Source organism: Asticcacaulis sp. (assembly GCF_020217185.1).
GTDB lineage: Bacteria > Pseudomonadota > Alphaproteobacteria > Caulobacterales > Caulobacteraceae > Asticcacaulis.
Window position 1 is genome coordinate 1 of the sequence record NZ_JAIWNX010000023.1, and the last position, 12,159, is coordinate 12,159.

The window sequence follows — 12,159 nt, forward strand, 5'->3', positions numbered from 1 at the left end:
TAAACAGTGAGAAGTTGGATTGCGTAGTCCGGTAGCTTTCGCACCAGCGTTTAAACTCCTCAACGCTCATCTTGTATTTATTCACGAGGCCGGGAACAGGATCGGTATTCGGCTTGTTGTTCAACACAGTATTGGCCGCAGCAGTGAGCCTTGTGGCCCTTTCCTGCAATTCCAAGGTATTTTTGCAACCACTGACGTCGCTGAGCACGATATCATTCAATCGCTCTACACGCTTATTGACAAAAGTGTTGCGATGTCCGGCAAGGTGGGTTCCGGTCACCGCCCCGGTATAGAAACGCGACAAAGGTGACACAGAACGCAACTGATCATTAATGACCGCCGCCAGCGCCAAGGTAGCAAAGCCATTTGACATGGCCGGGGTCGTGTTGTCCTTGCTGGCTAGATAACCCACCGCTCCCAGCGAAGACAGGAAGGCATTGGCGCGGCGGACATCCCGCATACAGGCCGAACGCCGGAACCACGAGGTCTGAACGACCTCAACAGCCTTTCTGAGATCCTCCGAGCCCATATCAGGAGAATAGTTCCCCGGAGACTGATTGATATCCCCCTCTTTACGGTCATATGTCGTGTTAAAGTAGCAAACAACACCATCTTGGAATGATGGCGGCCAGCCAATTTTATTGTATTCACTGTCTTCACCTTCAGCGTTTTTGGGTTTGGCTTGTGCCAAAGCCCTGTCAAAAACACCCTGTCCTTGCGACAGGTTGGCCACCGACGTATGGAAAGCAATGACGCAGACGAAGGCGAATAAAATACGGTTTGTCATGATGTAACCCCACCCGATTAAAGATGGACAGGCGACCATGAGCCTCGCGTTTATTCAACTTTAAAATGTGCAATCGCAACAAAATACATTCAAAGCGTGTCATTCAAATCACAGCGTTATGATTCGTTCCCTCACCCTTTCCGAACGCACGGCCCTGCCTGCGGGACTGATCGCTGCCGTGCCGGTCGAGGCCGTGCGGCTGATCGGGCGGGCACATCCGCTGTCTTGGTTGTCTCAGGCGGTCGGGCGCGGGCCGCTGATCGTGGTGCGCGGGCGCAGGATTTTCTGGCCTGACCTGCCCGCTGATCTTTCGGCTCGTCCGGAGGTTCTGGCCCTGCTGGCGCATGAGTTGACGCATGTGTGGCAGTATGCCAACGGCCTGACCCTGTGGCGCTATCTGTGGCGCGAACGCGGGCGCTATCGCTACCGCCTCATCCCCGGCAAAGCCTTTACAGACTATGGCTATGAGCAGCAGGCGGCCATGGTCGAGGACTGGGTGCGTGACCGCAATGGCCTGCCGCCGCGCTGGGGGCATCCAACTGACGTCCAGAGCTTGCCCACCTGCCTGCCGTTTGCTTGACAAACCCGCGTTACGCCCACAGTCTGAGGGCATGGCCGAACCGAAGACCCAGCCCACCGACGCCGATCCCGTGGCCTTTCTGGACGCGAAAGCCCCCGAAAAGATGCGCGCCGACGCCCAAACCCTGCTTCGCCTGTTTACGGACGTCACAGGCGAGCCGCCGGTCGTGTGGGGAACGTCACTGATCGGCTATGGCCGCTACACCTATCTCAGCGGCAAGACGACGGTGCCGTGGCCGCTCAGCGCGTTTGCCGTGCGCAGCGCCGCCCTGACCCTCTATGTATTGGCCAGCGCCCCGGAACAGGCCGATCACCTCGCCCGCCTTGGCAAGCACACCACCGGCGGCGGCTGCCTCTATATCAAGCGTCTCAGCGAGGTGGATATGGACGTGCTGCGTGAGATTATCGCCACCGCACACGCCCTGATGACGGCGCGCCACCTGTCGTCCTGATGCCTTTCTGATCTCTTCATCTGCGGTTCAGCCTTAATTTTGTAAAACGCATAGGCTAGAACAACAGAAAGAACAGAAAGATGGACCTGCCTATGTTTGTCAAAGCCGCCAAGCCCGCCCTGCTGGCTGCCGCCCTGTGCCTGACGCCGGCCGCCGCCGGACTGATCCCCGTGAGCGCCGTCGCGCAGCAGACGCAGCGCGAAATCTCCGCCGATCAGGCCTTTCCCTTCCTGTCGAAATTCCTCGCCCTGCCGACGTCTGAGCGCGATGAGATCACCGTCGCCTATATTCTGAAGATCAAGGGCGGCACGCAAGGCGCCAGCATCGTACTCAAGCACAATGGCCAGAGCCAGAAACTAAACATCGGCGGTGACGGGCGCATCACCCCCCTGCCGACGCTGGCACAGTTGCGTGGCGGGGCTACGGTGGTCGTCAATGGGCCGGAAAAGGGCGTGTCTATGCGCGTGCGCGTCTATGCCACCGAAACCCCGGCGAAGACCATGACGGTCGCGCCGCTGGCCAAGGCCGTGACGCAGAGCAACAGCGTGATGCGCAAGGTCGGCGGTGTGCTGGCCTTAACGCAACCCAAGCTCGATCGGCTGTATTTTGTCGGCTCCGGTAATGCGCGCGTGACGATGGCCGATGGCAGCCAGAAGGTGCTGCCGAAATCCGCCGTTGATGACGCCTATCCGGCCGGCACGCCCTATCTGGTGCCGTCGGAACACCCCGGTGCGGTCAGCGTCAGCTTTGATGCCACGCCTTCAAAGATCGGCATTGACGACCGGGCGAAATAGATTTGAGATAGCCGTGATTTTGCCGCGATCCCGAACCACAGTTCGGGATCGTCTGTTTTGCGGGGTGGTTCATGACTGTTTTCAATCGGCGGGGATTCGTAGGGTCGGCGGCAGCGCTGGCGGTCGTGGGGGCCTCTGCGGCGCGGGCCGAAAGCAAGGACGTGCCGTGCACGGACATCTTCCCGTTTTTGCTCAACTACCTGAACCTGCCAACCGCCGAACGCACGCACTTCCGGCTGGCCTATAAACTGGCGGTCACCGGGGCTAGGCTGTCCGATATCCGGCTGGTGCTGAAGCATAATGGCGAGACGCCGCTCAGCGTGGCCGCAGACAACACCCTGACACCCCTGCCCCCCGTCGCGGCGCTGAAAGCCAAGGCCCCGGTCACGGTCACGCGCCCGGACGGCAGCAAGATGGGCCTGACCCTGCTGATCGCCGCCGCCCTGCCGCCTGCGGCCGCCTACGCCGTCCCCGACCTCAAAAAGGCCGTCGATCAGGCGCGCGCCGGGGCCAAAAAGGCCGCCGGTGTGATGAGCCTGGCGGTGCCCAATCTCGACCGCATCGTCTTTGTCGGGGCAGCGGGCGGGCAGGCCATCGGCGCCGATGGCAAGGGCGCGGCCCTGCCGAAGACCAAGGACGGGCATCCGGTGTTTCAACCGGCGGCGCAGGCTACGGCGGCGCGCGTGACGCTGGACAAGGCCCCCACCCTGCTCAGGATCGAGGCCAAGCCGAAATAAGGGCGGTGTCTTAGATTAACCGCGCGTCTGGCGGATCAGCATGTAGTTGCCGAGCAGACCCGCGGCGAAGGCCGAAACGGCGCACAGCGGCAGGCAGATCAGCACCACCCAGGTGGGGTGCGGGATGAAGCTCATATGGATCATGTAGCTGGCCACCAGCAGCACCCCGGTGAGCCACGCCGGAAAGGCCCCGACCTTAGCCATACGCACGGCCAGATAGCCGCCGCCGAGCGTGCCCAGCGCCCATGAAATGATCTTGATGATATAGGCGTCAGCCGGCACCGTATCGAGCAGTTTGGCGATGTCTTCGGGGCTGGCCATATCGAAGGTCGGCGGCGGCGGGAACATGTAATTGCCGACCTGACGCAGGATGGTATCGAGCACCATGCCGAACAGGAGACCCGTCAGCACGGCCAGCGTGATATTGAGCACGCTGCGCGTCTTGTCCTCGTCCCACACGGTGAACCACGTGACAAGCCGGTCCGTTACCGATGCCTTGGCCATTTCTGCCTCCCTGACTGGCGGAGAAAATGACAAGGCGCGCGGCTTTGGTCAACGTCTTTATAAAGACAGTGTTACGACACGATAATTGACCCGCTGCACATTATCGTGTACACAATAATTATGCTGATCCTCTATGACGAACCGAAGCGTCTGAGAAACCTCGAAAAGCACGGGCTGGATTTTGCCGACCTGACGATCAGCTTTTTCGAGGCCGCACGCATCGCGGATGCAAAGCTGGGCCGTTTCGTTGCCGTCGGTTATTTCGATGATCAGCTTGTTGTTGCCGTCGTCTTTCGCCCGATGGGCACAGAAGCGCTCAATGTGATTTCGATGCGCCCGGCCAGCAAGAAAGAAAGGAAGAACTATGCCGAAGACTAAAATCGCGCCGCTCACCGACGCTGAAGAAGCGCGTATTCAGGCCATGATCGCTTCTGACCCCGACAACCCCGAATTGACGGACGAACAGCTTGCCAATATGCGGCCGTTTGCCGAGGTCTTCCCGGAACTGGCGGCCTCTATCCGACGTGGTCGCCCACCGCTGGAGACACCGAAACAGTCGGTGCATCTTCGGCTGGATGCCGATGTTCTGGCGGCCTGGCGCGCCACCGGCGCGGGCTGGCAAAGCCGCATGAACGAGGCCCTGCGCAAGGCTATGCCTTAGAGCGGATTTCGTTCAGACTGAATCGAAACTCCGCTCTAACATTTTGTTTTATCGTGCATTTGATTCCGAAAACCGTTGCACACTTTTCGGAATGCGCTCTAACTCACGGCAGAGGCAGCGGGCGCGAATTGCCGTTTTCGTCGATGGCGACAAAGGTAAAGTCGGCATCGGTCACCTTGATGCGCACGTCGGAGTCGCGTGAGCGCCGCCACGCCTGAACGTGGATCTTCATCGAGGTACGACCGGTCGAGATCAGCTCAGCATAGACGGACACTTCGTCGCCTACGCGCACCGGCGTGTGAAAGGTCATGCCTTCGACCGCGATGGTGGCGGCGCGACCCACGGCCCGGCGCGCGGCGACGTTTCCGGCCGCGAGGTCCATCTGTGACATCAGCCAGCCCCCGAAAATATCGCCCGCCGGATTGGTGTCCGCCGGCATGGCGATGGTGCGAATGGCAATCAGCGCCTCGTTCGGCTGCGTGTCTTTCTGGTGTTTCATCGACTTACCCCACATGCCGCTATTCATTGCCGCAGGTTTGACTTTTTGCAATGCAAAAAAGCCAAACAAAAAGCGCCGAAGCTGAGGCTTCGACGCTTTTTAAAGATCGGATCGTGTCCGTAAGGCTTACTTCGAGCGGCCCGTGGTCGCACCGCCTTCGCGTTGCAGACGCTTGCGCGCCAGCTTGCGGGCGCGGCGCACGGCTTCGGCCTGCTGGCGAGCGCGCTTTTCAGAGGGCTTTTCGTAGTGGACGTGACGCTTCATTTCGCGGAAGGAGCCTTCACGTTGCATCTTCTTCTTCAGCGCCTTCAGGGCCTGATCGACATTGTTGTCGCGGACAAAGATCTGTACCAGAGGTATCTCTCCATTCTGTCTGTTCCGCCGGGCCGTTAAGCCTTGCGACGGACCGCCTCGCCCTTTTGAAGTTCGGGCCATAAAAGGGCGGAGGGTGAAAACAAGCTGCCCGCAAACCGTGGTCTGCGGGCGTGTGGGCGAAGCCATTACATCATGCCCGCGCCCAATTCAAGCCGCACCGCCTTTGAAAAACGCCGGATTAAACATTTTATCGGGCTGTTGCCTTTTGACGCAGGTGCAATTTGGTCTTGGCGCGGGGCGGGCTTGGGCCTATTCTGGGCCCATGTCCGCAAATGCCCTTACCGAACTGGAACAGTCACTGGCCACGGCCTGTGCCGCGCTGATGCCCGATCTGGGCCTGACCCGCGTCACCGTGCGCGTCGCGGGTGCGCGAATCGGCCTCAGCCCCGCCGAGGTTGAACTGATCTGCCCCAACGGGCCGTCGGACATCGCCGCGATCCTGTGGCGTCAGGGCGATGCGGCGCTTGCGGGTGATGACATTGACGCGCAACTGTCTGCGATGAAGGTGCGTGAACGCATAGGCTTCCTGCTCAACCGCCGCATCGACGCCGCCTGCGCCGATGAACGCGCGACGCACCGCCTGATCGGGCACCTGTGCCTGCCGCAGCATCTGGGGCTTTATCGCCGCCTGTTGTGGGAGTCGGCTGACCTTGTGTGGCGCAAGGCGGGGGATAAGGCGCTGGACGAAAACCACTATTCCAAACGCGCCATCGTATCCGGCATTCTGGCCACGGCCCTGATGACGCGCCTGACGCAAGGGGTTGAGGCCCAGCACGAACAGATCACCCGCAATATCGAACAGGTGATGGCGTTTGAAAAATTCAAGGCCAAACTGCCTTTGAAGCCCGAAAACGCGCTGCTGGGGGCCGTGGAATTTCTGGGCAAGCTGCGCTTTGGGGCGGCGGCCTAAAGACTCGCTTTCAAGCGGTTGATATGGCCCATCTTGCGGCCCGGACGCGGATCATCCTTGCCGTAGACATAGAGCCGTGAGTCCGGTTCCTGCGACAGGGCTTCCCAAGCCAGCACATCCGGCCCCAGAAGATTGGTCATTTCGACCTGAAAACGCGCTGTGGTATCGCCCAGCGGCCAGCCAGCGACGGCGCGGATATGCTGTTCGAACTGATCACACAGGCAGCCGTCCTGCGTCCAGTGTCCGGTATTGTGCACGCGCGGCGCGACCTCGTTGAGGATCAGTTCATCGCCTTCGAGCACAAACAGCTCGACGCCCAGGACGCCCACATAATCAAGGCCTTCCAGCACCTTCCTGGCAATCGTCTCCGCGCGCGTTTTCAGCGTGTCGGACACCACCGCCGGGGCCAGCGTCGTCGAAAGAATGCCGCTGACGTGGTGGTTTTCTCCGACCGGATAGGTTTTCACCGTACCGTCGTAGCCGCGCGCGGCGATCACCGAGACTTCGCGCTGAAAATCGGCCTTCGCCTCCAGAATCGCCGGGCGACCATTGAGGCTGTCGAAGGCCGCTTTCGCCTCTTCAGCGGCGCGAATCCACACCTGACCCTTGCCGTCATAGCCTTCGCGGCGCGTCTTCAGAAGGGCAGGCAAGCCATTGGCCGCAATCGCCTTTTCGAGGTCGTCAAGGCTGTTGATCTCATAGAAATCGACCGTGCCGATGCCGACGCTGCGGGCAAAGCGCTTTTCGAGGATACGGTCCTGCGTGATGCCCAGCGCCCGCGCATTGGGGGCGACCTTGGCGCCTTTGGACACCAGATAGTCGAGCGAAGCGACCGGCACGTTTTCAAACTCAAACGTAATCACGTCCGAGGCCGCGGCAAAGCGATCGAGCGCCGCTTCATCCGTATAGCGCGCCACCTTCGACACCGCCGAGACGCTGGCCGCCGGCGATTCGGCGTCGGGCCCATAGACCACCACCTTGAAGCCCAGCCGTGACGCCGCCTGCGACAGCATCCGCCCCAACTGACCATCGCCCAGAATGCCGATTTTTGACCCCAAAGGCAGCGGTTTCAATGGCTTAGTCCTCAACGCTATCGGGCACGCCGTCGGTCTGCGCCTGACGAAGGGCTTCGACCCGGATCGCCAGTTCGGGATCGGACAGGGCCAGAATCTGCGCCGCCAGAAGCCCGGCATTCTTGGCACCGGCTTCCCCGACCGCCAGCGTGCCGACCGGCACACCGCCCGGCATCTGCACGATCGACAGGAGCGAATCGAGGCCTTTCAGCCCGTCGCGCACCGGCACCGGCACGCCCAGCACCGGCAGCGGCGTCAGCGAGGCGGTCATGCCCGGCAGGTGGGCGGCCCCACCGGCGCCAGCGATAATCACCTGAAAACCCTCAGCCTTGGCGGATTTGGCAAATTCGACCATGCGCTCCGGCGTGCGATGCGCCGAGACGACGCGCGCCTCATAGGTGACGCCCAGGCCGTCCAGCGCCTCAGCGGCCTTTTTCATCACCGGCCAGTCCGAGCGCGAGCCCATAATGATGGCGACTCTGGGTTTCGACGCGGTCATGCCCACCTCCGAAAGCTGAAAGGCCGCGAACTATAGGATTAGGCCCCGGCCTGCAAGGGGCGTCTGTGCAAATAGCACTCGCTTCGCGCTCCAAACGCCGCTAATCTTGGGCGCATGACCGCCTTGCCGCCCTCAGCCTCTGCCGATTCTGAGCCCTCCGCCTTGTCCGCGGGCGGATTGACGGCGTCGATGCAGGCCCTGCTGCAAAGCCAGTTTGGTGGCGCCCCCCGGCCCGTCCCGGCCCCCGCCCCTACCCCGCCCGCGCCGGAGCCCCAGACGGGTGATGAATGGCCCTTGGCGGCGCGCACCCTGATCGACAGCCTGATCCGCGAAAACATCCGCCTGAAGGCCGATATCAAGGCCCTCACCGAGCAGGTGGCGCTGGCTGAGCACCACGCCGATCACGATGTGCTGACGCCGACGCTCAACCGCCGCGCCTTCCTGCGGGATCTGGGCCGCGCCATGGGGGATGGCCGCCGCTATGGCGACCCGGCCTGCCTGATCTATCTCGATCTGGATGGTTTCAAAGCCATCAACGACACCTACGGCCACGCCGCCGGCGACAAGGCGCTGATCCACATTGCTGAGCGGCTCAACGCCAATGTGCGCGAAGGCGATTCGGTCGGGCGTCTGGGCGGCGACGAATTCGCCATCCTGCTGCGCCACGCCGACGTCTCCGTCGCCCGCAGCAAGGCGCAGAAGCTTGAGGCCGAACTGAATATCGCCACCTTTGAACATCAGGGCCTGTACCTGCGCGTCGGCGGTTCGTTCGGCGTGCGCGCCTACGAAGGACAGGCCTCGGCCGAAGAATGGATCGCCGAAGCCGACGCCGCGATGTTTCTGGTCAAGAAATCGAGCCGATGAGCGCCCCCAAGAAGGGAGTAGCGGTTTTTGGATACGGAGGCGCGACTAAAATATGAGCCACATCGCCGCCGTTACCCTCGTCGTGCCCGATTACGATGAGGCCATCGCCCATTACTGCGCCGGGCTGGGCTTCGACCTGATCGAGGATACCGACCTGGGCGGCGGCAAGCGCTGGGTGCTGATAGCTCCGCCCGGTTCGAGCGAAACGCGCCTGCTGCTGGGCAAGGCCTCGAATGAGGCTCAACGTGCCGCCATCGGCAATCAGACCGGTGAGCGCGTCTTTCTGATCCTGTTCACCGACGACTTTGCCCGCGACCATGCGCGCTTCAGCGCGGCGGGCGCGGTCTTTACCGAGGCCCCGCGCCACGAAGCCTATGGCACGGTGGCCGTGTTCCGCGACACGTTCGGCAATCTGTGGGACCTGCTGGAGCCGAAGGCGTAGTCTCCGAGCTGTGCAATAGAGTCGGCCTCTATGACATACTGAACAACTGCCTGTGCTGTTCGATGGCGTAGGCGTCGGTCATGCCAGCAATATAGTCGCAGACCACGCGCGCACGCTGGGTTTCGGTATCCTTGGTGCACACCCGCCCGTACCAGTTGGGGGGCAGCACCTCCGGCTCCTCCATATAGAGGCGGAACAGGTCGTTCAGCACGCGCCGCGCCTGCGAGCGGTGGCGATTGACGGTATAGTGCTTGTACATGCGCGCATACAGAAAGGCCCGCAGCCGCGACAAATCCTCATTCACCGTGCGCGAAAACGCCACCATCTGACGCCCGGCGCGGCGCACATCCTCCGCCGTTTCGATGCCGTCTTCTTTCAACCGCCGCTCGGTCTCCAGACAGACATCGCGGATCATAAAGCCAATCACGCGGCGGATGGCCTCCAGCCGCAACAACCGTTGATCGATCAGCGGCCAGTCCTTTTCGACCTCGGCAATCGCCGGTCCGATCAGCGGGATGTCGCGCAGGTCCGCCAGCGTAAACAGCCCGGCGCGCAAACCATCATCAACATCGTGATTATTATAGGCGATGTCGTCGGAAATCGCCGCAATCTGCGCCTCAAGCGACGCATAGGTTTCCGGGCGCAAGTCCCAGAAATCGCTGAAATCGGCCACGGCCTTCCACGCCGGATTGCCCAGCTTGTGCGCCACGGGGCCGTTGTGCTTGATCACCCCTTCCAGCGTCTCCCAGGCCAGATTGAGCCCCTCAAACGCCGGATAGCGGTGCTCCAGCCGCGTCACAATGCGGAAGGTTTGCACATTGTGATCGAAGCCGCCCCACGGCTCCATCATCTTGTGCAGTTCGTCCTCGCCCGCATGACCGAACGGCGAATGACCCATATCGTGCGACAAGGCGATGGTTTCGGCCAGGTCCTGATCGGCCCCCAGCGTATGCGCCAGCGAGCGCGCCACCTGCGACACCTCGATCGAATGCGTCAGGCGCGTGCGGAAATAGTCGCCGTGCCCCGCCACAAACACCTGCGTCTTGCCCTTCAGCCGCCGGAAGGCCGTGCAGTGGATCACCCGGTCACGATCCCGCGCAAAGGCCGTGCGCGTCAGGCTGTCCGGCTCGCTGTACAACCGCCCCCGCGAACGGGCATGGTTTTCGCTATAGGGCGCAAGCGTCAGGATCAGCGGATCGTGCACGGGCAGGGTCTTTCGCAGTGGAACTTACGCCCTAAATCCCCCTCTGCGCGCCAATTTGCAATGCAAATTCATGACAAAAAATAACTAAGCCCTCTAAAACTCGCGCCCGCCCCGCGCTATATTGAGCCCATGAACCCGATTACGCTTTCCGCCAGCGCCGCGCGCCACCTCAACCGCCTGTCCGCCGACGCCGGGCACCCGATCCTGTTGCGCGTCGCCGTCGAAGGCGGCGGCTGCTCAGGCTTCCAGTACCAGCTCGATCTGGTCGAAGCGCCCGAAGACGGCGATACCGTCATCGCCTATGACGGCGCTCAGGCCCTGATCGACGAAGTCTCCGCCCCCCTGCTGGCCGGGTCGATCATCGACTATGTCGAAGAACTGGTCGGCGCGCAGTTCAAAATCCTCAACCCGCAGGCCAAATCATCCTGCGGCTGTGGCGTCAGCTTCTCGATCTGATTTTGGGCCCTGTTTTGGGGCGTTCAAGAGCCTCCGGCGGGCAGGGGCACGGCCCCTGCACCCAAAACGCGCCCCGAAGGCGTAGCCTGTGGCCAAGAAGGCAATAAAGCGAGCCTGTAGGCAGCACCCAACTTTAATTCGAACAAATCATTAACACTTATTCTGGTTTACTGCTTAATTACAGAGAAATAATTTATTGACTCAATAGAATAGTCAATTTCCCCATCTTTGGGATTGCCATTCTGAGAGAATTGCACGTCTATTGTATCTGGGTAACAATCATATCTTCCAATAATTAACTCTCTCCGTCCTTTTTTATACCTAATTGAATAGTCACATGTATAACTCCCGTAGACAGGTTTCGAGATATATGTGCGACTCCAGCCCTTACTAACTATAAATAAATCAGCCTCCTTGAATATCAGCGGCCCGTCCCTCTCATTTAACATTATAGAGAATCCGAACGACAATTGTCCGTTATCGCCTCGATTTACACTGTATGTACAATCAAAATGTTCATCAAAAGAGTCATCATAACATTCATAAATATCGCGAAAAACGTCCGTATGTCTTAATTTAAGTTTTAAATTCCCGTATTTTTCAAATTTTTCCGATGAGTTGAAGTCATTCAAATCAGAAGAAAATTTTTCCAGCAAATCCATGTTAACAGATTTAATCTCTTCGCCGTGGCAAACAACAGGACTTGTTGCCAGAAATAGCAAAAGCAGTACTCGTATCTTCATCTCTTCCCTCCCCGCTTCGTTGACCGCCTTGGCCACGGGTGACCACAGGTAGCTACCCCCCCCCTGTGCTTCCCCGTGACGCTCTCAGCCGTCACACGCATCCCAGATGACAACGGGTTTGAGGGATCGTCAACGCGAAAAGCTCCGTGTGGTTCATTGACCCTCGCGGTGCAAGCATTGACCCTGCCGGTTTCGACCCCTTTTGCCCCCAATCTATCCCCGCCATAAAAAGCGCGGTTACCCTTTTGGGCATGACCGAGACGACGGACATGGCAGGCTCTCTAACCCCCGAACGGCGGCGCGAACATTTGCGCGCCTATGCGGACCGGATGCTGCTGGCCTTAAGCGCGATGGACGCGCCCGAAACGCCGGACGCGGTCGCCAAGGGCATCCGCACGGCGCTGATGATCGAGCGCCTCTATGCCCGCTGCGACGCCTCTCAGGCACAGGCGCACAAGCACGCTATCGCCGCCATCGAGGATCAGGTAAAGCTGAAAAACAAACTCGAATGGTCCGGAAACTGGCTGGACAAGGCGCCGGACGTGCCCTTCATCACGCTCAAATCCGATGCGCTGAAAGG

19 protein-coding genes are annotated in these 12,159 nt (G+C 60.4%); 11 read left to right on the forward strand and 8 right to left on the reverse strand.

Annotated elements, in window-relative coordinates:
* On the reverse strand, window positions 1–787 hold a 787-nt coding region (locus LDL37_RS01030), incomplete at its 3' end, for a hypothetical protein (protein ID WP_290793062.1).
* 118 nt (window positions 788–905) lie between these two features.
* Here LDL37_RS01030 and LDL37_RS01035 point away from each other — a divergent pair.
* From LDL37_RS01035 to LDL37_RS01050, 4 genes are all read left to right on the forward strand, one after another.
* Complete coding sequence (locus LDL37_RS01035) at window positions 906–1,367, forward strand: hypothetical protein (protein ID WP_290793065.1); 462 nt, start codon at window positions 906–908, stop codon at window positions 1,365–1,367.
* A gap of 31 nt (window positions 1,368–1,398) precedes the next feature.
* On the forward strand, window positions 1,399–1,818 hold the full coding sequence (locus LDL37_RS01040) for a DUF1801 domain-containing protein (protein ID WP_290793068.1): 420 nt from the start codon (window positions 1,399–1,401) through the stop codon (window positions 1,816–1,818).
* Window positions 1,819–1,898: 80 nt separating this feature from the next.
* Window positions 1,899–2,612 carry a hypothetical protein gene (locus LDL37_RS01045; protein ID WP_290793071.1) on the forward strand — a complete coding sequence of 238 codons (714 nt, stop codon included), beginning with the start codon at window positions 1,899–1,901 and terminating at the stop codon, window positions 2,610–2,612.
* 71 nt (window positions 2,613–2,683) lie between these two features.
* Window positions 2,684–3,349, forward strand: coding sequence for a hypothetical protein (locus LDL37_RS01050; protein ID WP_290793074.1), 666 nt, complete (start codon window positions 2,684–2,686; stop codon window positions 3,347–3,349).
* Window positions 3,350–3,364: 15 nt separating this feature from the next.
* On the opposite strand, the gene LDL37_RS01055 is transcribed toward LDL37_RS01050, so the two are convergent.
* A complete protein-coding gene (locus tag LDL37_RS01055) occupies window positions 3,365–3,853 on the reverse strand; it encodes a hypothetical protein (protein WP_290793077.1) in 489 nt (162 codons plus the stop codon).
* 105 nt (window positions 3,854–3,958) lie between these two features.
* Here LDL37_RS01055 and LDL37_RS01060 point away from each other — a divergent pair, with 105 nt between their 5' ends.
* Together LDL37_RS01060 and LDL37_RS01065 are read left to right on the forward strand one after the other, a co-directional pair.
* Window positions 3,959–4,231, forward strand: coding sequence for a BrnT family toxin (locus LDL37_RS01060; RefSeq protein WP_290793080.1), 273 nt, complete (start codon window positions 3,959–3,961; stop codon window positions 4,229–4,231).
* Window positions 4,218–4,514, forward strand: a complete 297-nt coding sequence (locus tag LDL37_RS01065) for a BrnA antitoxin family protein (RefSeq protein ID WP_290793084.1) — start codon at window positions 4,218–4,220, stop codon at window positions 4,512–4,514. The genes LDL37_RS01060 and LDL37_RS01065 overlap by 14 nt, the downstream gene beginning before the upstream one ends.
* Window positions 4,515–4,617: 103 nt before the next feature.
* Here the strand turns inward: LDL37_RS01065 and LDL37_RS01070 are convergent, their stop codons facing one another.
* A complete protein-coding gene (locus LDL37_RS01070; RefSeq protein WP_041659479.1) occupies window positions 4,618–5,013 on the reverse strand; it encodes an acyl-CoA thioesterase in 396 nt (131 codons plus the stop codon).
* A 126-nt stretch (window positions 5,014–5,139) separates the two neighbouring features.
* Complete coding sequence (rpsU, locus tag LDL37_RS01075; RefSeq protein ID WP_041659477.1) at window positions 5,140–5,373, reverse strand: 30S ribosomal protein S21; 234 nt, start codon at window positions 5,371–5,373, stop codon at window positions 5,140–5,142.
* A gap of 277 nt (window positions 5,374–5,650) precedes the next feature.
* Between rpsU and LDL37_RS01080 the strand changes: the two genes are divergently transcribed.
* Window positions 5,651–6,298, forward strand: coding sequence for a COQ9 family protein (locus LDL37_RS01080; RefSeq protein WP_290793090.1), 648 nt, complete (start codon window positions 5,651–5,653; stop codon window positions 6,296–6,298).
* Here the strand turns inward: LDL37_RS01080 and LDL37_RS01085 are convergent.
* Window positions 6,295–7,371 carry a 5-(carboxyamino)imidazole ribonucleotide synthase gene (locus LDL37_RS01085; protein ID WP_290793093.1) on the reverse strand — a complete coding sequence of 359 codons (1,077 nt, stop codon included), beginning with the start codon at window positions 7,369–7,371 and terminating at the stop codon, window positions 6,295–6,297. The two genes, LDL37_RS01080 and LDL37_RS01085, sit on opposite strands and share 4 nt — an antisense overlap.
* Window positions 7,372–7,375: 4 nt before the next feature.
* Window positions 7,376–7,870, reverse strand: a complete 495-nt coding sequence (gene purE, locus LDL37_RS01090) for a 5-(carboxyamino)imidazole ribonucleotide mutase (protein ID WP_126423554.1) — start codon at window positions 7,868–7,870, stop codon at window positions 7,376–7,378.
* Window positions 7,871–7,984: 114 nt separating this feature from the next.
* Between purE and LDL37_RS01095 the strand changes: the two genes are divergently transcribed.
* Together LDL37_RS01095 and LDL37_RS01100 are read left to right on the forward strand one after the other, a co-directional pair.
* A complete protein-coding gene (locus LDL37_RS01095; RefSeq protein ID WP_290793097.1) occupies window positions 7,985–8,734 on the forward strand; it encodes a GGDEF domain-containing protein in 750 nt (249 codons plus the stop codon).
* Between the two features lie 52 nt (window positions 8,735–8,786).
* Window positions 8,787–9,176 (forward strand): VOC family protein, encoded by a 390-nt coding sequence (locus LDL37_RS01100; RefSeq protein ID WP_290793100.1) that lies wholly within the window; start codon window positions 8,787–8,789, stop codon window positions 9,174–9,176.
* Between the two features lie 28 nt (window positions 9,177–9,204).
* Here the strand turns inward: LDL37_RS01100 and LDL37_RS01105 are convergent, their stop codons facing one another.
* Window positions 9,205–10,380, reverse strand: coding sequence for a deoxyguanosinetriphosphate triphosphohydrolase (locus tag LDL37_RS01105; protein ID WP_290793103.1), 1,176 nt, complete (start codon window positions 10,378–10,380; stop codon window positions 9,205–9,207).
* 129 nt (window positions 10,381–10,509) lie between these two features.
* On the opposite strand from LDL37_RS01105, the gene LDL37_RS01110 reads away from it, so the two are divergent.
* Window positions 10,510–10,836, forward strand: a complete 327-nt coding sequence (locus tag LDL37_RS01110) for an iron-sulfur cluster assembly accessory protein (RefSeq protein ID WP_126423551.1) — start codon at window positions 10,510–10,512, stop codon at window positions 10,834–10,836.
* Window positions 10,837–11,003: 167 nt separating this feature from the next.
* Here the strand turns inward: LDL37_RS01110 and LDL37_RS01115 are convergent, their stop codons facing one another.
* On the reverse strand, window positions 11,004–11,615 hold the full coding sequence (locus LDL37_RS01115) for a hypothetical protein (RefSeq protein ID WP_290793108.1): 612 nt from the start codon (window positions 11,613–11,615) through the stop codon (window positions 11,004–11,006).
* 215 nt (window positions 11,616–11,830) lie between these two features.
* Here LDL37_RS01115 and LDL37_RS01120 point away from each other — a divergent pair.
* Window positions 11,831–12,159, forward strand: a 329-nt coding sequence (locus tag LDL37_RS01120; RefSeq protein WP_290793110.1) for a hypothetical protein, incomplete at its 3' end; no start/stop codon positions are given.

Coding starts and splice junctions, on each gene's coding strand:
- LDL37_RS01035 (WP_290793065.1), top strand. CDS start 906: ATGATTCGTTCCCTCACCCTTTCCGAACGCACGGCCCTGCCTGCGGGA.
- LDL37_RS01040 (WP_290793068.1), top strand. CDS start 1,399: ATGGCCGAACCGAAGACCCAGCCCACCGACGCCGATCCCGTGGCCTTT.
- LDL37_RS01045 (WP_290793071.1), top strand. CDS start 1,899: ATGGACCTGCCTATGTTTGTCAAAGCCGCCAAGCCCGCCCTGCTGGCT.
- LDL37_RS01050 (WP_290793074.1), top strand. CDS start 2,684: ATGACTGTTTTCAATCGGCGGGGATTCGTAGGGTCGGCGGCAGCGCTG.
- LDL37_RS01055 (WP_290793077.1), bottom strand. CDS start 3,853: ATGGCCAAGGCATCGGTAACGGACCGGCTTGTCACGTGGTTCACCGTG.
- LDL37_RS01065 (WP_290793084.1), top strand. CDS start 4,218: ATGCCGAAGACTAAAATCGCGCCGCTCACCGACGCTGAAGAAGCGCGT.
- LDL37_RS01070 (WP_041659479.1), bottom strand. CDS start 5,013: ATGAAACACCAGAAAGACACGCAGCCGAACGAGGCGCTGATTGCCATT.
- LDL37_RS01080 (WP_290793090.1), top strand. CDS start 5,651: ATGTCCGCAAATGCCCTTACCGAACTGGAACAGTCACTGGCCACGGCC.
- purE (WP_126423554.1), bottom strand. CDS start 7,870: ATGACCGCGTCGAAACCCAGAGTCGCCATCATTATGGGCTCGCGCTCG.
- LDL37_RS01095 (WP_290793097.1), top strand. CDS start 7,985: ATGACCGCCTTGCCGCCCTCAGCCTCTGCCGATTCTGAGCCCTCCGCC.
- LDL37_RS01100 (WP_290793100.1), top strand. CDS start 8,787: ATGAGCCACATCGCCGCCGTTACCCTCGTCGTGCCCGATTACGATGAG.
- LDL37_RS01110 (WP_126423551.1), top strand. CDS start 10,510: ATGAACCCGATTACGCTTTCCGCCAGCGCCGCGCGCCACCTCAACCGC.